Origin of the sequence: Mesorhizobium escarrei, assembly GCF_935825525.1 — a bacterium.
Classification (GTDB): domain Bacteria; phylum Pseudomonadota; class Alphaproteobacteria; order Rhizobiales; family Rhizobiaceae; genus Mesorhizobium; species Mesorhizobium escarrei.
On the sequence record NZ_CAKXZT010000144.1, the window covers coordinates 26,489 to 46,786 of the forward strand.

The following is a 20,298-nucleotide window of genomic DNA, read 5'->3' on the forward strand; positions in this document are numbered from 1 at the left end:
TAGAGGTTTCCCAAATGCATTCGCTCAAAATCCCGGATGAGATCGACCAAGATCGCCGCCGGTTCTTAGGCACCGCCGCGATGGCTGTCGCAGCCACCCGGCTCGGGCTGATCGCTCCGGCAGCAGCACAGGCAACCAAAGAGCCAGCAACATCTTTCGGGCCATTGAATCAGATCGACGCCGGCGTGCTGAGCGTCGGCTACGCCGATATAGGACCTGCCGGCGGCCCCCCGGTTATCCTGCTGCACGGATGGCCATACGACATCCACACCTATGTCGATGTCGCGCCCTTGCTTGCGTCGAAGGGATACCGCGTGATCGTGCCGTATCTGCGCGGTTATGGCACGACGCGCTTTCTTTCAAGCGCGGTCCGAAACGGCCAGCAGTCGGCGATCGCGCTCGACATTATCGCCTTGATGGATGCTCTCAAGATCGACAAGGCTACCATCGGCGGTTGCGACTGGGGCGCTCGAACAGCCTGCATTGTCGCGGCGCTGTGGCCGGAGCGCTGTAAGGCTCTGGTTTCTGTGAGCGGCTATCTGATCGGTAGCCAGGAGGCCAGCAAGATGCCGCTGCCGCCGAAGGCGGAACTGCAATGGTGGTACCAGTACTATTTCGCTACCGAGCGCGGCCAGGCCGGCTACGAGAAATACACGCGCGATTTCGCAAGACTCATCTGGCAGATCGCTTCGCCGAAATGGGCTTTCGACAACGCGACTTTTGACCGCAGCGCGGCGGCCTTCGACAATCCGGATCATGTCGCGATCGTGATCCACAACTATCGCTGGAGGCTCGGCTTGGCCGAAGGCGAGCCGAAGTATGACGATCTCGAAAAGCGGCTTGCCGAGTTTCCCGTCATCACCGTGCCTACCATCACGCTTGAGGGTGATGCCAACGGCGCGCCACATCCGGATCCGAGCGCCTACGCCATGAAATTCTCCGGCAAGTATGAGCACCGGACGATCGACGGCGGCATCGGGCACAATTTACCGCAGGAAGCTCCCCAAGCCTTCGCCAAAGCTGTCGTCGAAGCCGACGGTCATTGATCGGCCTATGGGCGCCGCTGGCAATGGACACGAAGAAGAGAACTACTTCCCAGTTACGCCGGACTTTGAACGGCTTTTGGCCGATTGGAACTAGCCCGCCAGAGAGGACGAATATGATTATCCAAGACTCCGTACTGTTCATAACGGGCGCAAATCGCGGGCTGGGTTTGGCCTTTGCTGAGCAAGCCTTTCAACGCGGCGCAAGAAAGATCTATGCCGGTGTGCGCAAACCCACTGATGAGAGCAGGCCGGGCATTATACAGGTCGGACTGGATGTAACCGATCACGCCTCAATAGCCGAAGCCGCGAACCAATGCGGCGATACAACCTTGCTGATCAACAACGCTGGCATTGCCCGCCTGACCAGCAGCACTCTTGACCCGAGTATGATCGAGGCAGCGCGGGAGATCATCGAGACAAACTATTTCGGAACGATCGCCGTCAGCCAGGCGTTTGCTCCGATCCTTGCCAGGAACGGCGGCGGAGCGATCATCAATGTGTTGTCCGACGCGACCTGGTATGCCCGGCCGATGCTTGCCGCATATTCGGCTTCGAAATCCGCGGCCTGGAGCTTCACAAACGCCTTGCGTATCGAACTCCGCGGCCAGAAGACGGCAGTGCTCGGTCTGCATTTGAGCTTCATGGATACGGACATGACCCATGGATTCGACATGAAGAAAATCAGTCCGCAGCAGGCTGCGGAAGCCGCCTTGATCGGCCTTGAGGCTAACAAGGAAGAGGTGCTTGCTGATGATTTCACCAAAGAGGTTAAGCGAAGCCTCTCCAATGAACAGCCAATCTACCTCGACCCGCCACCACTTGGCTGAATGGCATAGCTGTGATTGGCTTCCAGTCGTCCGGCCGGTCAGTCATTGACGACCGCCCGTGCTGAAAGCAGTCATTGTTCGTTCCTGCTCAATGTCCGCAAGGGGTCAATTCTTCCGGTTCTCGAGCTGGAAGGTTTCGCCGGCCGAATCTTTGTAGTGGCTCGTTTCGCGCAATCCCGCCGTGTGCATGTCTTTTCACGATGCCGCCGCCGAATCTACGATGAGAGCCTTGCGGGCCTAGGCGAGGGCAGGGCGCTAGGCTAACTTACCGCTGACCTCGATCGGCCTCTCCGCTGTTTTGCCGGCCATTCCAACAGAAGTGAAGCGGATCGAAGCGCAGGGAAAAAATCGCACGCTTGCGCGCAATATCGCGCCCTGGCGTGGATTAGGGCGTTGGCTCCCCGGGCTGAACGAAACTGCGAACTACGAGCTGCCGATCCCCTTCGAAACTACGCCACAGCCCACTTTCAAGATTCGCAAGCGCGACCGCGAGCGTGCCGAGCGCATCCGATTAGACGGTGGTCCGAAGCCGACATTGAGGGAACGCGCCGTCCGGCTCGCTCTTGAGAAGGGCGAAGTCAGGACAAAGGACCTGACGGACATCGGCGTTCCTCGTTGCTACCTCGCCCGCATATGTGAGGAAGGGTTGCTCGTGAAGGTGGGTTACGGCCGCTATCGTGCGGCCGTTCCCAAAGCGGCTTGATGGCACGATAAGTACGGCTCTTGAGGGCACAGAGCCGGAGAAGGATCAGGTACGCTGGCGCAGAAGAGGCGGGCTTGTGCTCTGGAACGGGCAAGTAGCGCCAGAAGTTGACCTTCAGCCCTAGCTGGGAGAATGGCAGCCCTTGTCTAAAAAAGCTGACGCCCGGCCGGAACAACGGCCGCGTCTCCTCGGTGTGACGGTGAACTGCCCGCTATTTTGACCGGACACCTGGCGTCGGCGGAAAGACTCAAGATTTCCTTCAGGATAGGCTTATGTCGAAGGACTATCAGCGGACGAGGTGATCACGGGCGCAGCCCGTCGGCAGCGCCGTGCGCTGGACCTTCACTGAGAACCTCGAAAGCGGCGGCCGCTATGTGTTCGGCGCACCGACCGCGCCGGAGCTGATGTCGGCAGCGTCGCAGATCAGACAGTAAGCGCGCAGCTTCGGTGCCAGGCGCACGAAACAGGCGAGCTTGGCGCACGTCTACGTTGCGAGCAACCACGTTCTCCAGCGTGCGCCGGAGTGCGGAGAAATCTGGGAATACAGCATTTCGCTGGGCCGACGAATGACTACGCGAACATATTCGGCCCGATCTCCCCGCTAATTTCAATGATCACATCAGCGGGGATATTGTTTCTTCGCGCCGCGGCCCGAATAGCTTCCGGATTAGGCGCCTCGTAAAGGCAATAGGTCTTTTTCTTATCGGCGCTGAGAAAGGAGAAGATCCACTGGACGCCTTCCTGATCATTGATCAGATTGACGTTTTCAATTCCCTCCTTCGTGAGGTCGAGCCGTTCTGCAAAAGTTCGTTCGATAACGTAGCGTGGCATGAGAGGCTCCTCCCAATTATTTTGACGCCGCAAAGCATGAGCTAGGCCTAATGCAGGGTCTGCTGCATTTTTTTCTTCAAGCGGACCATATCGAGTTCGGCCGCAATTGCCGAGGCTTGCTCCGACAGCGACATTGCTCTCTCGATGGCTTTTTTGCTACCAACTTTCAGGAGCATATCTGCATATACAGCTTGTGTATGCGCGAGCCAAGGTCGTGCCCCGCTTGCTGCGTTCATCTCAAGCGCGTGCTCAAAATGCTCCGCGGCCCTTTCAAAGTCGCCCAGCTCGCCAGACAACATTCCCAGATAGCGGCTCGCCGCGCCAAAGCAGACGGTTGCGACACCTGCCGTGATGGTCATGTCCTTGTAGGCGAGCATTAGGTCGTAGATCCTTTGTGCCGCCTTTGTATCGCCAAGACTGATTGCGACTTCCGATAGGAACGAGAGGGATGCGCTGCGTTTCGCATCCAGAGGCATTTCGAAACCATTGCGCGCCAGCTCATTTAATCTGCGCTGCGCTGCATCCCGATAGCCCAAATCGGCCGCGATCAAAGCAAAACCTGGCAACCAGGTGGTTTCGTCGGGATTCTCTTCGATGAGATGCTTCATGACCGGTGCGACTTCCGAGAGGCGGCTCTGCTCGCGCCGGATTGCGAACATCTGCATGCCATAGACGCCATCGACTTCAGCGCCATGCGTCTGTCTGCCCAAGTTAAGCGCCTCTCTAGCAAGTGTCTCCGCGGTAGTGAATCGTCCATCGAGAATGGCCATCATAGCCTGGGCATGCCTGGCGAGCCACGAGATGTTGAGACGCTGGCGTAGCATCCCAAGTTCCTCCAACCCGTCAACCGCTCGATCGGCACGCGCGCGATTGCCCAGCTCGGTGGAGACGTAGACGTCGATTGCAAGGGCTCGGCCTCGCAGGTCGTCGTCGTTGATGCCGCCTGAGAGGCGCGTTAGTTCATCCAAGCGAGTAGTCCGATCGTTCACCTCCGCAGCAGACCTAACTGTCGTGGGAGTCACGAATGGCAGGACAAAAAGATCGAAAAGTGAAGCCTTGTCACCAAGCCGCCGGGCCAGATTGACACCTTCCTTATGGCATTTGGCGCTGTGCTTACTGTCGCCGAGGAACAAATATGCGCGGGCAAGCCGGCAGAGAAGCTGGCACCGCGTCCTCTGATCGTTGGGATCGATCTTGCCCATTGCTTCCGTGAGAAGCTGGAGCGATTCGCCTAGCGGCTTCGCGGAAAGGAACTGGGCGCCGTCAAAACCGAGCGCACAGCGGATGAAGGCTTTTGTATCGCCGGCTTCGCGGGCCAATTGCGCGGTCAGCTTGTATTTTGCTACTGCCTCCGACAAGCGGCCTGCAGCGCTCAGTGCCTCGCCAAGCTTTAGAGTCGCCTCGAGCAGTTCCTTTTGCCGGGCTGGACCTTCCGGCAGGTGCTCCGCGAAAGCGAGAGCGTTCTCAAAATGATCGACCGCCTCGTAGTTGGCTGATCGTCCAAGCGCGCGTTCGCCGGCCTTCATCCAGTAGGGGAATGCAAGCTCGTTTTGCTGTGCCATGACGTAGTGCTGGGCGATGAGCTCGGGCTGTGTAACGGCGAGATCGGGGTATGCGTCGACGAGGGTCTTGGCTATGGCTTCGTGATAATGCCGGCGGCGCCGGCTGAGGAGCGACTGATACGCCGTATCCTGGATGAGCGCATGGCGAAAAACGAGCGCGTCCCGTACCACGCCGCCGACCACGACGAGCTGGGTGGACATGAGTTGGTGCAGCGCGTCGTCGAGAGCCCGGTCGTCGAGACCGGTGACCTTCGAAAGAAGGCCACGATCGAATTCCCTGCCGATCACAGAGGCAATTTGCGCCACCTCCTTGGCTGCGGCTGTCAAACGATCGAGCCGGGCCATGAGGGAGCCCTGCAGACTATCCGGGATCTCGACGTTGAGCGAAGCCACCTTTCCGCTCTCCAGGATCGAGCGCGTGAGCTCTTCCACGAACAGCGGCACGCCGTCCGTTCGATCCGCGATCTTATCGGCAAGCTGATCCGGCACATCGGCGAGCATCGATTCGATCAGCTCGCGCATCTGCTGCTTCGTCAGACGCCCGATAGCGAGCGTCGTCACTTGCGCCAGTCCAGTTGCCCAGCTCGCGGTCCATTCCGGCCGGTGCGTCACAACGACAAGTATGGCCGCGCCATGCACGCGGCTCACAACCTCTTGCAGCACTTCACTGGTCGACGGATCGATCCAGTGCGCATCCTCAACGACAAAGAGCACCGGCGCGATCTTCGCCGCGAGCAGCAACCGGTTCGCCAACGTGCGGACGATGAGTTCCTTGCGCTGCGGGGCGGAGAGGTCGAGCGACTGGTATTCGTCGCCGACGTCGAGCGAGAGGAGCTCGGCATAGATCGATCCGACATCCGAGGGATTTTCCCCGTAGCGCTGAAGAATCGTGCGGAATTTCTCGGCGCGCATGGCTTGATCGTCGGCCGGGGAAAAGCCCGCGAGCCGGCTTAGGCGCTGGATGATAGGATAGAAGGCCGAGGTGGTGTGATAGGGCGAACACTGCAACCGGATAAGTTCATACTGGTTCTCATGCAGCCGTTCCTCGAGCGTATCGACGAGGCGCGATTTTCCGATCCCCGCCTCTCCCGACACGAAGACCGCTTGGCCCTGGCCGCTCTTTGCCAGTTCCCAGCGCTCGAGCAGTATGCCGATTTCGCTGGTTCGGCCGACGAATTTCGACAGCGCGCTGGCGTGCGCGGCATCGAAACGGCTTTCCACCTCTCGTTCGCCTCGGACCGCGAACAGGGCAACGGGTGATTTGAAGCCTTTCAACTCCTGCGTACCGAGGCTCTCAATTTCGAAGGACTGCCCGGCGAGCCGGCGGGTGCTGTCAGCCACCACGATCTGGCCAGGTTCGGCAGTGCCCTGCAGGCGAGCTGCGAGATTGGGAGTGTCCCCTGCGATCGAGGCGCGTTCGTTCGCGCTGCTGCCGGCAATATCGCCGACGACCACGTGCCCCGATGCGATGCCGATACGCGCCTTTAGTTGCTCGCCGTCCGGCGACTGAAAGGCCTCGACTGCAGCGAGCGCCTGGAGGCCTGCCCGAATGGAACGCTCGGCATGATCCTCGTAGGCCATGGGCCATCCGAAATACGCAAGCACGCCGTCTCCGAGGTACTTGGCGACATAGCCGCCAAAGCGCGTGATCGCGCCCGCGACGCTATCCTGATAACGGCGCGTCAGTTCGTGCATGTCTTCCGGATCGAGCCGCGCCGATAGTGCCGTCGAGCCGACTAAGTCACAGAAGAGCACACTGAGAAGCCGGCGGTCAGCAGTCGGTTCCTGCGGGGCTTCGGTGGTCTGAGTCTCGGACTCCTCGAGTGGAGGCGAAACCTGAGGGGGTCCATGGAGATTAGGCTGCGCAAGTCCGTTGATTGCGGCCAACATGATTTTCCGGTGCCCAAGCGAGACACCAAGTTCCTGCAGGTCGGCTTGCGTGATATGCGGAAGCGCTCGAAAGTCGACGTCGTTCCGGACGAACGTCTCCGTGTATTTGCCAAGGCCGAGCTGGCTCAGCCAATCCTCAATCGTCTGCATGGCGCGTGGTGACCCGCATTGCAATTCTGATAATAGCGCCAACATCGTCGCCGCACCATGTTGCAGATCGGAAGCGCGGTGCGATCCGAGTCGGGCCCATTTCTCAACTCATCAAGGTAGCATCAGCCTGGGAGGGTCCGCGTCAACGCAGGTGCTGCACAATCAAATTGCACTTGGACCGGGCGCATTTTCGGAGCAAGATGAGAGCAATTCGAAGGCCACCAGTGCGGCCAAGATTTTGGCTGATAGCGGATTGGGAGACGAAGCTGGAACACGCCTGATTGGTCCGAAACTCGGATTTCCTCAGGCCGTGCTTCTCGGGAGGGTGCGATGAATGACGAGGAAATCGGGAAGTTCGCGCAGAGTCTCCGTGGTACCCTAATTGCTCGCGATCATGTCGACTACGATGAAGTCCGCAAGCTTTACAATGGTATGATCGACAAGCGGCCGCTGTTGATCGCACGCTGTGTAGATGTCGGCGATGTGATTGCAGCCGTTAACTTCGGCCGCGACAGCAATCTTGCCATCGCCATCCGCGGCGGCGGCCATAACGGACCCGGATTCGGCAGCGTCGACGACGGCCTCGTCATCGATCTGTCGATGATGAAGGGCGTGCGCGTCGATCCGGCAAACCGGACCGTGCGTGTAGGGGCCGGCTGCGTGACGGGTGAAGTTGACCACGCCACCCATGCCTTCGGTCTTGCAATCCCTTTCGGCATTGTCTCGACAACGGGGGTTGCCGGCCTCACTCTCAGCGGCGGCCATGGCTATCTTAGCCGCCAATACGGGCTCGCCATCGATAATCTGATCGAGGCTGATGTGGTTCTGCCGGACGGCACGTTTGTTATCGCGAACAAGACGAACAGCCCGGATCTCCTATGGGGACTGCGCGGCGGCGGTGGAAATTTTGGCGTCGTCACCAGTTTCCTTTTTGAGGCGCACCCCGCAAGCACGGTCTATGGCGGGCCGATCTTCTGGGAGCTGGAAGACGCGGCCAGGATCATGCGGTGGTACCGTGACTTTCAGGCAACCGCGCCGGATGAGTTCTACGTCTTCCTCGGGCTGCAAACGGTTCCGTCCGGCGATCCGTTCCCGAAGGGCCATTGGGGCAAGAAGATCTGCGTCCTCGTCGTGTCGCACAACGGAGCGGGGGCGGAGGGCGAGAAGGCTGTCAACACAGTCCGCGCGGCACTTCCCAAGCCGATCATCGATTTTGCGGGCCCGATCCCTTACATGGCGCTGCAGGGCATGTTCGACGGGCTGTATCCGAAAGGCTTGCAGTGGTACTGGAAGGGCGACTTCGTGAAGACGCTGCCCGACGCCGCGATCGAGACCCACATCCAGCAGGCTGCGATGGTGCCCAGCGAAGCTTCCTGCATGCATCTCTATCCGATCGATGGCGCCGTTCATCGCAGGGCGGGAGACGAAACGGCATGGAACTGCCGCGATGCCACCTGGTCGATGGTGATCGCTGGAGTCGGCTCCGATCCGAGCCAGGCGCCGGCTCTGAAGAAATGGGCAAAGAACTATTGGGAGGCGGTTCACCCGTTCGATCTCGGCGGCGCTTACCCGAACTTCATGATGGACGACGAAGGTGAGACACGCCTCAAGGCGACCTACGGCGGCAATTACAAACGCCTCGGCAAGCTGAAGAAGAAATACGACCCGAGCAACCTGTTCCGGGTGAACCAGAACATCCGCCCAGCGGCCTGACGCCCCCGGGGCACGTCGACGCCTTCACGCGCAGCAATACCGCGGGGCATAAAGTTCTGGTTTGCGGGTCAGGACTTGGCCTTTGATTTCTTCGGCAGAAGGTCCGAGAAGGTGAAGGTTTTTCAACGCGGGCCGATGTCGATCCAGCCCCAACCCTCGTGCCGCGGCCCGCATCGAAAAACCTTCACCAAAGCAGACTTTCGCGTAACCACCGGAGTCGACCCCTTGCGGACCCTTCCATCGAAGGCGTCGTACGGGAAGACCTGACCCATCCGGCAGCGTGTAGCGGATAAGTCCTACCCCTCGACAATGTCGCTTTTCATCGGAGCCAAAAGACCGAGCAACTCGTCTTTTTCCTGCTTTGGCACCTTGAAGTGATCGAGCGCCGCGGTGAGGTCTTCAACCAGGGCGTTAAAGTCCGCCTCCGTAATCCCCAAGCCTTGGTGAGCGGCTTTCATGTCCTTGCCGGTGTAAGTGCAGGGTCCGCCCGAGGCCTGACAGACTTGATCGACCAGCTTGCTCTTGAAGGCCGGAATATCGGAGTTGGCGAAAAAGGTGTTGATGCGCTTGTCAGCGGCGAGATTAGCGACGAACCTGTCCACGACTGCGGTAATCGCCGGCTGTCCGCCTAGGCGCTCATAAAGGCTCTTCTGCTGCGCGCCCGCCGCGAGCGTGACACCAATCACTACCGCCGCTGCAAGCAAAAACTCCTTGGCGATTGATCTCATGGCGACTTCCTCCCTTTGCCAGGCAGCGCGCGAGAGGCGCTGGGGAAGATTGCAGCGTCTAGTCCCTTCAACGCCCTACAAATTCTACACGTAAAAGCTTGCTCCAGCTATGCCAATTTCGCGATCAGGCCGTATAGGCGGCGAAACGCAAAGCCTCCCTTCGATTTCCAGTGATTTACCGCGCGGTGTGCCGCTAGACCGGGAAGCCGCCGCGCCACCTGCGAGGGTGATGCGGACACTCATTGGCTGGACCATGAAAGACCGCTCCTGGCGCTTCCGACCACGGCACGGAGTTCACCTCGAACGCGATCCTCGCCTGGTCGAAGGATCATCGCGTCGAATGGCACTACATCGCGCCGGGCAAGCCGATGCAGAACGGCTATGTCGAATCCTTCAACGGCCGGATGCACGATGCGCTGTTGAACGAGAGCCTATTCTTCGGCCTAGATCACGCCCGAAGCGCCATCGCCGAATGGCGTATGGCCGGGCTGCAAACGCTACGTCACTGGCTGGGTGCGACGTTTCAGTTCGCCTTGCAGTCGCACCAAGAGGCCCGGTCGTGACTCTGCGCGAGCCGACACAGGAGGGGGTCGCCGGCGACGACGAGCCGATCGTCTTCATCGTCGAGGATGACACTTCTATCCTCGCGTCACCGCCAAGATCATGGCACTGCGCGGCGGCACGCCAGTGGTCGTGGATGGCGAGGTCGTGGGCGCGGTTGGCGTCGCCGGCTCGAACAGTGAAAACGACACCGAGATCGCGAGGACCGCGGGAGCGTCCCTGAGCCCATCTCCGAACACGCCCCCGCATGATTGAGATGTGGCAGCTGGCTCGAGCGGCTGAACTGAGTCGCTCCAGTGCCATCGACTAGCGCAAATTAGCACCAATCACCGCAAGATCGGCAAAGCGTCTGCCTCACTTCTACAAGTAGCCTCGCTGCGTTGATGAGCCCCCGCATGGCATGAACAACCGGAAAACAACAGTCTCGAGACGAGGCGAACGGCATTTGAATACGAGGCTGCCGGTCGCCAAACGCCAGAGACGGAGAGATCGCTAGAGGTATCCCATGGCTGATGAGAAGAAGTTGGATGCAGATGAAAAAGAATCTCATTTCACAGGTCGCGTGAGCCGCCGTACTGCCCTGTTGCAGTTAGGCGCGGGCGGGGTCGCTGCAACTACGTATCCCCTCATATCCTCGGCAGAGACTTTGTCCGCAGAGAAGAGTTCGGACACGGATGAAGCGATGGTTGCGGATACCATTCCTGTCAGATTGCGCGTGAACGGCAAGTTGCTCAGCTTGCAGGTCGATCCCCGCACGACCTTGCTGGATTGCCTGCGCGAAACGGCGCTGCTGACAGGCACAAAGAAGGGTTGTGACCACGGCCAGTGCGGAGCGTGTACGGTCCACGTCAACGGTCGGCGCGTGAACTCCTGCCTGAGCTTTGCCGCCATGCATGAGAACGATGAAATTACCACCATAGAGGGGCTGGGACAGCCCGGAAATCTTCATCCGATGCAAGCTTCATTCGTGGAGCACGATGGCTATCAATGCGGTTACTGCACGTCTGGGCAAATCATGTCGGCAGTGGCCCTGTTGAAGGAACCTTGCGGTCCCACCAACGACGACGTCAAAGAGCTGATGAGTGGCAATATTTGCCGTTGCGGAGCCTATCCAAACATTGTCGCGGCTATCCAACAAATACGTCCGAGAGCCTAGAGCCCGTTCCATTCCGTTGGAATCGGAATGGGGCTCTAACTTATTGATTTTAAGCATGATCTCGTCCGAAAAGTCTGCAACTTTTCGGATCATGCTCTGGATCGGAGTTCATGTCATGGACACGTTTGCATTTATCAAGGCACGCGACGTATCGCATGCCATTCAAGCAGCATCACAATCAAACACGGCGCAACAAGGAGCCGAGGTTCGATTTGTTGCCGGCGGCACGACCTTGATCGATCTCATGAAGCTCAGCGTCGAGCGCCCTAGTCAGGTGATCGACATCAATCATCTGCCTCTTGATAACGTCGAAAAGCTGCCGGACGGACGGCTGAAGATCGGGGCGCTCGTTCGCAACTTCGACCTGGCTCATCATGAAATAGTCCAGAACGAGTATTCTGTGCTCTCCCAGGCGTTGCTTGCTGGAGCCTCGGCGCAGCTGCGCAATATGGCGACGACGGCCGGCAATCTGCTGCAACGCACTCGTTGCGTTTACTTCCGCAATACCGCGATGGCCTGCAACAAGCGTGAGCCGGGCTCCGGCTGCTCGGCTATCGAAGGAGACAACCGTACGCTTGCGATACTGGGCACGAGCTCGAACTGCATTGCGACAAACCCTTCCGACATGAATGTCGCGTTGACCGCTCTTGAGGCTACGATCCATGTTCAGGACAAAAACGGCCAGCGCGACATCCCGATCGACGACTTTTTCGTTGTCCCCGGCAGCACGCCACAACGTGAGAATGTGCTCGAGCCAGGCGACTTGATCACGCACGTAACGCTTCCCCCATCCAGGCATGGAACGAAATACGCCTACCTCAAGCTGCGGGATCGCGCGTCCTATGAGTTTGCGCTGGCGTCAGCAGCCGTGGTGGCGGATGTCGTCGACAACAAGTTCAACCGCGTGCGCATTGCGCTGGGTGGAGTCGGCACGAAGCCCTGGCGCTCACGCGAAGCCGAGCAGGCGCTTGAAGGTCGAACAGTAGACCAATCGGTCTTCCGCGAGGCTGCTGTCGCGGCGCTAAGTGAAGCCCGTCCTCAAAGCGAAAACGGGTTCAAGATCGAGCTCGCCCAGCGCTGTCTTGCCCACGCGCTGACGCTTGCGACTGAAACCGCGTAGGAGCTTTGGAGTACATTGATGGCGACCATCCGGAATACCGTTCCTGCAACCGTCGGAGGATCACTGCCGCGCATCGACGGACCGCTCAAAGTCAGCGGCGCCGCGATGTATACTTCAGACCACCACTTTCCTGGCATGCTGTATGCCGTGCCCGTCTGCAGCACTATTGCGAAGGGCAGAATCGCCAGTCTCGATAGCTCGGTCGCCGTGGAAATGCCGGGTATCCAGGCGGTCTATCATCAGGGAAATATCGGGCCGCTATTCCGAAGCGCTCCAGCCTCGGGGCTTTCGGCCTATCTGGACGAAAGAAGGCCTCCTCTCGAAGATGATGTCATTCGTTACTACGGTCAGTATGTCGCCGTCGTAATTGCCCAGACCTTTGAGCAGGCAGTGGCAGCTGCGTCCGCCGTCAAGGTCGTCTACACCGAGGAGAAGCCGGACGCCAGAACGCATCTCGATCCGGATGGGAAGCCGAGCGTCGATAGTTCCCGCGGGACCCCGGACGAGGTCTTCGCCAGCGCCTCCATCAAGCACGATGAAACCTACGGGACGCCCGTTGAAACCCACAATCCTATCGAGCTGCATGCAAGCGTCGCGGTTTGGGATGGCCAGTCCTTCACGCTCTATGAAACGTCCCAAGGCGTCGTCAATCACCGTGAAGTGCTGGCGCAGATGCTCGGAGTTCCCCAGGAAAATGTTCGGGTCATCTCGCGCTTTCTGGGTTCCGGCTTTGGGGGCAAGTTGTTTCCCTGGCCGCATTCCGCATTAGCGGCAGCCGCTTCTCGCAACCTCAACCGGCCGGTGAAGCTTGTCGTCAGCCGTCAGATGATGTTTCAAAACGTCGGCCACCGGCCCCGTACGCAACAGCGTGTGCGCTTGAGCGCGACAGCCGAGGGCAGACTCACATCTCTCCAGCATGACTATCTGAATCACACGTCGATCCTTGACGACTACAAGGAAAATTGCGGAGAAGCGACGACGTACCTGTACGGCACCCCGAACCTGAGGGTCACGTCAGGTCTCGTCCGCCGCAACATCGGCACTCCCACCTCCATGCGCGGCCCAGGCGCGGTTCCAGGCTTATTCGCAACCGAATCCGCGATGGACGAGTTGGCGATCAAGCTCAAAATGGATCCCGTGGAATTGCGATTGCTCAACGAACCTGAGAAGGATGAAGGCAACGATCTACCGTTCTCTTCACGTCACTTGTCCGAGTGCCTCACGATAGGCGCCCGAAAATTCGGGTGGTCGCAAAGAACACCTGAGGTCGGATCCATGAAAAAGGACGGTCTTACTCTCGGATGGGGCATGGCATCTTGCTCCTGGATAGCGGAACGGGTCTCCACCGAAGCAACCGTGGACCTCAGGAACGATGGAACGGCCCGCGTTTCTTGTGCAACGCAGGACATTGGCACCGGCACTTATACCATTCTCGCGCAGATCGTTAGTGAGAAAACCGGGCTTCCCCTCGACAAAATAGAGGTTGTGCTCGGCGATACGGCTTTGCCGCCCGGGCCCATATCGGGTGGTTCCTGGGCGACCGCCTCGGTGATTCCCGCGGTCTCTCAGGCTGCGCAGAATGCAATGCAGGTCGTTTTGACGGCTGCCACAAAAGGGAAAAACTCACCCTTCTCCGGCCAGGAGACCGATGCCCTTAACTTTGAAAATGGACAGGTCTACCTGAAAGAAAAGGGAGGGGAGACGGGCGTTGCCTTTCATGACATTCTGAAGCAGAGCAATATCAATGCGGCTTCAGGCAGCGGCAAATCGGAAGGCACTTTCGGCAGCACGGCACCCCGAAAATACTCCACGCACTCCTTTGGCGCGCAGTTCGCCGAGGTGACATGGCAGCCGGAGATTGCAAGGTTGCGGGTGAATCGCGTCGTGACCGTGATCGACGCTGGACGTATTATGAATAGCCGTCCCGCCCGCAACCAGATCGAGGGATCCGTAGTCATGGGCGTCGGTATGGCCTTGTTCGAAAAAACGACATACGACCCGCGGCAAGGGGCCCCGATCAACAGTAACCTGGCGGATTACATTGTTGCGACCCACGCCGATTCTCCGGAGATTGACGTAACCTTTCTTGACTACCCTGATCTGGTGCTCAACGAATTTGGGGCACGGGGTATTGGTGAGATTGGCCACGCTGGTATCGCTTCGGCCATCACCTCGGCCGTTTACCATGCTACCGGCGTTCGCGTACGCGAGTTGCCGGTACACATCGAAGACTTGCTTGCTCACACCTGAGGCTGAGGCTAGCCGACAACTGACCAAGCCCGACCAGGTCGCGACGTTCGAACACTGCGCGCGGCCTGCCGCGGGTCGGCCGGCATGAGCCTGGTGCGAGCAGCAACTCGACCGGCTGTTCCCGCCCGACCCGGGCAATCAAGACGTTCGGCACATCGGTGCGTAGCGTTCTCTCTTAGCGCGAACCGGAACTAACTAACCGCGCTTGTGAGCCGGGTGCCACAGGTGCGTTTTTGTGTATTCTCCGCCTAGCTGCCTCGCTGCAAACGGCCCCCAGCTTCGAGTCGAAAAAACGTCGTCTTTTCAATACTAGGAAGCTGGGGAGTAAAAAGGCGCACTCCCTAGCTTTGGAGAATACCGGCCGACAGATAGCAAACAAGGCCAATTCACGACCATTGGCGGTCCACAGCTTTCGGCCAAAAGCCCACGGTTCTGCGGGGTTTCTAGGCTGCCAACTCTCCGCGGAGAATATTGTGGGAGATTTGAGTGGTAGAGGGAGAGGACCTGATATCCAACCTTCTCCAGTCAGCTGAGTAACATAATTAGCCGCGCTCGCGGTCGCTAGTATCGTTCCGCTTGATCGAGGCGCCGTGCGGTCACGCCCCCGTTTCAATTAGGATGGTCGTCGGTTCCTCCCGCTCGGCTTGTGTTGCGCCCCGCACCGGTCATCGCCCAGGATACGGCGGCCGGCAGGCAAACGGTGGAATGGCAAGCGAATTCGGACGGCTGGCTGAAGCCTTGATTTGCCACCGTTCTCCGCCGATGTCGCGCTTGCCATCCGCCGAACCTGAGCAGGACGGAGACTGCGCATGAAGGTATTCACACGAAGCTGGGCGAAATCGCGGGCCAACCTGGTATCGCGTAGGGGTGCCGGCACATCGCTAATTACCGAACTCACCCCCAGGCGATTACTCGTGCAGAGGCAACTCAAAACTTGCGGCTCAAGTACGACGAGCCTGCCAGTCCGAACCGCCACTCGAGATCGACAGCCTTGGAGATGCCGACCCGGTGTCCCGTTAAGATGGAGCTGGTTCGGGCTCCTGACGGCAGCTTGAACTGGAACGGAATCTCGTCCAATGGCAGCCCGTCATAAGATGCATCGACAGCAAGCGCCTGGCAAAGGCGACCGGGTCCCGAACAAAGAAATCGAAGGTCATCAACGCCGCGATTGGCCCGCATCACGTCGAGCTTTGATTGCGGTTCGATCGCGCGCACAAGGACAGCACTACCGGGAAGGCAGACGGCATTCAGGCACCAATGCAGACCATAGCAGCGATAGACGTATGCGCTCCCTGGGGCGCCGAACATTGCGCTGTTTCGCGAAGTCCGACCACCAAAACTGTGTGAGGCTGGGTCATCGGCGCGATAGGCTTCCGTTTCGACGACGATCCCGCCCACGCCGTGCACAAGAAGCGTTGCGCCAATCATATCGCGAGCGACAACCCAGGCGTCCCGGGCAAAGAACTGGCGGTTCGTGATCAACGCCTGCACCAGATCTCGACCGCGCCGAAACGTGGGGCGAACAAGAACATTCCCGCTCCGGCTGCAAAAGGCCAATCCACCAAGGCCAAACTCGCGATCATCAGCATCGCGGCGCTTCCTGCTGAACTCGGATAGCTCTGATCGCCTATGTATGAGGGTCGATTGGCTATTCAACAGCGCCTAGCCCAAGCGGTCGAAGTGATTGGAAGGTTGAAGTTCGTTGCCGGCGTAGAAAAGAGAGACCCGGAAGACCGTGCCCGCTGCCGCGAGCACATCCGCAATCACTTCCAGTACCGTCAGGTTGCGGCCGGCAACGATGCGGGATGACGGCAAGCTGTTGAAACATTCCAACTGCCGGTTGGTGGACGCAGCGCAGCCGGCGCGCGTAGGATTTTCTTACGATCCCCGCCCACCCTGTGCAAACGACTGATCGCCCGCCGTGCCGAAAGGTGCGGCGGGCTTTTTTGTTGTCTGGGGGGAACACGATCTGGCGACAATCGTTCGGGCGCCAACAAAAGTCGCCGTACCGTCAGATCGAGGATAAACAATGCAGGAAAGGCAAGGTTTAACTGATAAAGAAAAGCACGACAGACAGGAGCGCACGTCGGATGCTGCACGGGCATTAACAGACATTGAGCGCGCGGCACGAGAAGCAAAGACAGCTCGGCTGCGGGAGCAACGACTGAAGGGCGAAACTGCTCTTCCTACTGCATCGGCACCGAAACCGAACAGGAATTGGAAGACCAAGAAGTCGTAGCTCCTAGCACCCCTCCAATCAAATGCGGTCCTCTCCGCAGGCCGCGCCGGGTTCAATTTCGACGGCCGATGTGCAAAGGTCGAGCGTGGAATATGGTGCGGGATTTTAGGCGCTTGATTACTTGCTCAGCGTATCGTCTGCGGCAATGCGATCCAACAGCTTACGGGATGCCAGTATTAGGCGGCGGGTATCGTTTATCGTCTGGCGAAGATCATCGATATCTGCTCGCGCGCGACTCTCATTCAATCGAGCGGCTTCTAAATCAAAACTGACCCATGTGGATTGCATGGGAATGCTCCTAGGCGTCAGGCGGCTTCAGCCGGCTTTTCAGTAGCCGAGCTTCCCGAAGTAGTGATGCCCGATCGGTCCCGATCAACTCGATCAGCTCGCGCGCTTGAGCTTCAGTTATTCCGGCTTCCTTGGCGAGGAACTGCGCCTGGAAATCCGTCATTCGGTCGCGGTCGGACTTTTCTTCCTCGCCCATGGTGAGCCTTTTCAGCCCTTGGAATGAACCGGAACGCCGGCGGAAGGTTTTTGTTGCGATCAATGGCTCAAAAGTATCCAGGCATTTTTCGCTTTCTCTGGAACACGTGCTTGAGATGAAAGTTCGGGAAGTGCAGCAATCTTGTTTCCCTCCCAACGATGGGCTGCAGATCGGAGATGCACCGATCGGGCCCGCGCTCTCCGCCAGAGGCGCGGGCTTTATTACTCGCACGGAACACCAGGGGCGCAAGTGCGCGTTTCGCCGGCATGAAGCAACTTCTCAGCGAAATGCTTTGGCAGATCCAGGCTTTTGGGTCGCGGTGGCGGTTGTTCTGGTTCCTTAAGCCCACCGGCGTCGCACTGCTGGTCTGGGTGGCTGGTTGAAGGTTGATTGTGTTGTTCCCCGGCAGCCGCGCTTTCCCTTCCCGCGCCTTTGGGATCGGGGTCTTGATCAAATTTTCCATTAGAAACTTGGAACATAAGTGAGGCAGAAACCATTGTTGGCGCCATGGACAAGAACGATGGCGACAATCTTCCTGAGGGGTTTCCGGGCAACCTGCCCGACGATCCAGTGATCCGAGCCGATATCGCGAAAAGAATTTCGAGAGAGACCGACGGTAAAATTAGGGCGGACAGTTTGGCGGTCACGGAGGCCAGGCGGGATCGCAATCTGGTTGAGGAATGGGAAAAAGCTGACGCCGCCCTCGACAGCCAACCGTCCGTAGTTCCGTTTTCCCTGGTTCTGTATGTGCTCTCAATGTTGGGCTTGGCAGGGTACGCCCTCGCTCGTTGGTACTTTTTATGGCGTGCTTGAGTTCCTTCTCTCATTAGTCGGCTGTGAAGAACGTCGATTTCGCTGACGGCGGTCGCGATCAGGGCCGGAAAGACGGGGCTGGCAAAAAGGCCTCCGCCCGTCGGATCGTCCCGAGCGGTGATTAGGCTGTTCGTGGCTGGATCGTCGCTGCGGGGATGGCGAACAGCGCCAGGAAGAAGGCACACAAAAGCCTCAGCCAGTTGAGCAGGAGGCTGAAGGCTGAAGATGATATGGGGCGAGCGGCGAGGGTGTGGCATCCTTCGGCGCTCCAAGAACATCCAGCAGAAGGAGCGTCCCCATGTCGCAATCTTTTGACGCGAGCCGGTCCCTTACCGCTCTTGAGCAGAATAACACGATCATCACCATCATCGAAATGAGCAAGGCGAAGTGGCTGGTTGCCGCGCTTGTTCCGGGCCTCAAGCGCCAGCCGCTCAAGAAGCTCGATGCCGACGCGCCAGCACTGTTGAAGCTGCTGCAGCGCTGGCGCGACGAAGCCGGCCAGGCCGGGCACGCGATCAAGCGGATCGCCGTCGCCTATGAGGCGGCCGGCGACGGCTTCTGGTTGGCGCGCTTTTTGCGGGCGCACGGCATCGAGGCCTACGCCATCCATCCCGCCAGCGTTGCGGTGTCGCGCGAGCACCGCCGCGCCAAGACCGATCGCCTCGACACCGAGCTGTTGATGCGTGCCTTTCTTGGCTGGCTGCGCGGCGAGAAACGTCATTGCTCCATGGCTGCGATCCCGACCATCGAAGAGGAGGACGCGCGACGGCCGAGCCGCGAGCGGGAGAGCCTGGTCGGCGAGCAGACGCGGCTTATCAACCGCATCAAGGCGGTGCTCGCCCGCTTCGGCATCCACAGCTTCCGGCTGAGCCTGCGCTGCGCGGCGGATAGGCTCGAGAATATCCGCACGGCTGAAGGGACGGCGCTGCCGCACAACACCCGCGCCGAGGTCCACCGCTTCCTCGAGCGGCTCAACCTGGTGCGCCAGCAGATCCGCGCGATCGAACAGGAAAGGGAGCGCAAGCTCTCGGCCGTCCCGGCGGCGGAAAACGGCCCGTATGCGATGGTTCGCCTCATCGCGCGGATCATCGGCATCGGCGTCGAGACGGCGGACATGCTGGTCCACGAGATCCTGTCGCGCGGCTTGCGCGATCGCCGCGCCGTGGCGCGCTATGCCGGGCTGACGGGGTCGCCGGACGAGAGCGGCCAACGCCGGCGCGAGAAGGGGCTGGCACGCTCCGGCAATGCCCGCGTGCGGCGCGGCATGATCCAACTGGCGTGGCGGTTTCTGAGCTTCCAGAAGGACAGCGACCTCACCCGATGGTTCCAGGCGCGCACGGCCGACGGCCGCAAGACCACGCGCAAGACGATGATCGTGGCGCTGGCGCGCAAGCTCTTGATCGCGCTGTGGTGTCTCGTCACCACCGGCGAGGTGCCGCAGGGCGTCAGTCTGCGTACGGCGTGACAGCCACATGGGAAGAGGAGAACAAGGCACAATCCTATTGGCGGGCATCTAGCAAGGTCTGCCGATGACGATCCGAGGTGGCGGTGACCCGCGCTACAACATGGTGTTTGACAGGCCGTGCTGAAGAATGGGCCCGCCGCCCCGGAGCTTCGCCACCGATGCGCATGCTGCATCATGGTTCAGATCCACGGGGGATCTACCGCATACAAGTCTGCCGCGCGACCTCCGCGCCTGGCTCGGCGAGCTCGCCTCGGAATCCATCGTCGGCTTTTTGGCCCCCTGCAAGAAAGGGGGCTCACCCGACCCCGACAAAGCCTGCCGCCGGTGCTCGTGACCGTCAAGGACAAGTCGCTGCGCGATGGGCCTGCGGCCCACCCTTGACCGTCCCTGCGCGCGGCGGCCCGTTCGAAGCAGGTCGGGACGAGGAGATGGGTCGCCAGTTGGCCGAACCAGGAGATGAGGAAACGAACCACGAACCAAGCTTGACAATCATCGCCCCATACAAGTTGTAGCCGACGGCGGCAAGCACAGCGTTGCACGCGTGGTGGCCGGAGTCGTGGCAACAGCAACGCGCCCAATTCTGAGGACGATAACCAAACGGCCGTCATCAAGTACTAGAGGCTAAAGATAGCTCGATCCGGTACTGCCTCTCCGTGTCACTGGTCAGCCGATACCGCCGAAAATCAGTCAGTAGAAGGTAGGCCACCCACCTCAATGTTTTCGATCGCCGGGCGGTCTGCAACGCTTCGTCTCGATCTTC

General features: G+C 59.5%; 17 protein-coding genes and 1 pseudogene. 11 read left to right on the top strand and 7 right to left on the bottom strand.

What is annotated here, in order from left to right; translation table 11 throughout:
* Positions 1-14: 14 nt before the first annotated feature.
* From NMG80_RS24320 to NMG80_RS24330, 3 genes are all read left to right on the top strand, one after another.
* Positions 15-1,046: an alpha/beta fold hydrolase gene (locus NMG80_RS24320; protein ID WP_436798671.1), complete on the top strand. Its 1,032-nt coding sequence runs from the start codon at positions 15-17 to the stop codon at positions 1,044-1,046.
* Between the two features lie 113 nt (positions 1,047-1,159).
* Complete coding sequence (locus NMG80_RS24325) at positions 1,160-1,873, top strand: SDR family oxidoreductase (protein ID WP_254020455.1); 714 nt, start codon at positions 1,160-1,162, stop codon at positions 1,871-1,873.
* Positions 1,874-2,192: 319 nt separating this feature from the next.
* Positions 2,193-2,576: a type IV toxin-antitoxin system AbiEi family antitoxin domain-containing protein gene (locus tag NMG80_RS24330; protein ID WP_254020456.1), complete on the top strand. Its 384-nt coding sequence runs from the start codon at positions 2,193-2,195 to the stop codon at positions 2,574-2,576.
* Between the two features lie 570 nt (positions 2,577-3,146).
* On the opposite strand, the gene NMG80_RS24335 is transcribed toward NMG80_RS24330, so the two are convergent.
* Positions 3,147-3,407, bottom strand: coding sequence for a DUF4242 domain-containing protein (locus tag NMG80_RS24335; RefSeq protein WP_254020457.1), 261 nt, complete (start codon positions 3,405-3,407; stop codon positions 3,147-3,149).
* Positions 3,408-3,454: 47 nt separating this feature from the next.
* On the bottom strand, positions 3,455-7,009 hold the full coding sequence (locus NMG80_RS24340) for an adenylate/guanylate cyclase domain-containing protein (RefSeq protein ID WP_254020458.1): 3,555 nt from the start codon (positions 7,007-7,009) through the stop codon (positions 3,455-3,457).
* 330 nt (positions 7,010-7,339) lie between these two features.
* Here NMG80_RS24340 and NMG80_RS24345 point away from each other — a divergent pair, with 330 nt between their 5' ends.
* Positions 7,340-8,722, top strand: a complete 1,383-nt coding sequence (locus NMG80_RS24345; RefSeq protein ID WP_254020459.1) for an FAD-binding oxidoreductase — start codon at positions 7,340-7,342, stop codon at positions 8,720-8,722.
* Positions 8,723-9,018: 296 nt separating this feature from the next.
* Here NMG80_RS24345 and NMG80_RS24350 read toward each other — a convergent pair whose 3' ends face one another.
* Entirely contained in the window at positions 9,019-9,450 is a 432-nt protein-coding gene (locus NMG80_RS24350) for a group I truncated hemoglobin (RefSeq protein ID WP_254020460.1), read from the bottom strand.
* 275 nt (positions 9,451-9,725) lie between these two features.
* On the opposite strand from NMG80_RS24350, the pseudogene NMG80_RS24355 reads away from it, so the two are divergent.
* The 5 genes and pseudogenes from NMG80_RS24355 to NMG80_RS24375 form a co-directional block, all read left to right on the top strand.
* Positions 9,726-9,926: pseudogene (locus NMG80_RS24355) on the top strand (integrase core domain-containing protein); the annotation flags it as partial.
* 187 nt (positions 9,927-10,113) lie between these two features.
* The gene (locus tag NMG80_RS37425) at positions 10,114-10,266 is read left to right on the top strand and encodes a heme-binding protein (RefSeq protein ID WP_254020461.1); all 153 of its coding nucleotides are present in this window, start codon (positions 10,114-10,116) and stop codon (positions 10,264-10,266) included.
* Positions 10,267-10,516: 250 nt separating this feature from the next.
* Positions 10,517-11,167 (top strand): (2Fe-2S)-binding protein, encoded by a 651-nt coding sequence (locus NMG80_RS24365; RefSeq protein WP_254020462.1) that lies wholly within the window; start codon positions 10,517-10,519, stop codon positions 11,165-11,167.
* 115 nt (positions 11,168-11,282) lie between these two features.
* The gene (locus NMG80_RS24370) at positions 11,283-12,287 is read left to right on the top strand and encodes an FAD binding domain-containing protein (RefSeq protein ID WP_254020463.1); all 1,005 of its coding nucleotides are present in this window, start codon (positions 11,283-11,285) and stop codon (positions 12,285-12,287) included.
* A gap of 18 nt (positions 12,288-12,305) precedes the next feature.
* Complete coding sequence (locus NMG80_RS24375; protein ID WP_254020464.1) at positions 12,306-14,537, top strand: xanthine dehydrogenase family protein molybdopterin-binding subunit; 2,232 nt, start codon at positions 12,306-12,308, stop codon at positions 14,535-14,537.
* A 927-nt stretch (positions 14,538-15,464) separates the two neighbouring features.
* Here the strand turns inward: NMG80_RS24375 and NMG80_RS24380 are convergent.
* The 4 genes from NMG80_RS24380 to NMG80_RS24395 form a co-directional block, all read right to left on the bottom strand.
* Complete coding sequence (locus tag NMG80_RS24380; RefSeq protein ID WP_254020465.1) at positions 15,465-16,028, bottom strand: DNA-3-methyladenine glycosylase; 564 nt, start codon at positions 16,026-16,028, stop codon at positions 15,465-15,467.
* A gap of 171 nt (positions 16,029-16,199) precedes the next feature.
* On the bottom strand, positions 16,200-16,352 hold the full coding sequence (locus NMG80_RS24385) for a hypothetical protein (RefSeq protein WP_254020466.1): 153 nt from the start codon (positions 16,350-16,352) through the stop codon (positions 16,200-16,202).
* Positions 16,353-17,074: 722 nt separating this feature from the next.
* Entirely contained in the window at positions 17,075-17,260 is a 186-nt protein-coding gene (locus NMG80_RS24390; protein WP_095486901.1) for a hypothetical protein, read from the bottom strand.
* 67 nt (positions 17,261-17,327) lie between these two features.
* A complete protein-coding gene (locus tag NMG80_RS24395; RefSeq protein ID WP_254020467.1) occupies positions 17,328-17,723 on the bottom strand; it encodes a hypothetical protein in 396 nt (131 codons plus the stop codon).
* 44 nt (positions 17,724-17,767) lie between these two features.
* Here NMG80_RS24395 and NMG80_RS24400 point away from each other — a divergent pair, with 44 nt between their 5' ends.
* Positions 17,768-18,073: a hypothetical protein gene (locus NMG80_RS24400; protein ID WP_254020468.1), complete on the top strand. Its 306-nt coding sequence runs from the start codon at positions 17,768-17,770 to the stop codon at positions 18,071-18,073.
* A gap of 298 nt (positions 18,074-18,371) precedes the next feature.
* The gene (locus tag NMG80_RS24405; protein WP_254020469.1) at positions 18,372-19,538 is read left to right on the top strand and encodes an IS110 family RNA-guided transposase; all 1,167 of its coding nucleotides are present in this window, start codon (positions 18,372-18,374) and stop codon (positions 19,536-19,538) included.
* Positions 19,539-20,298 lie beyond the last annotated feature (760 nt).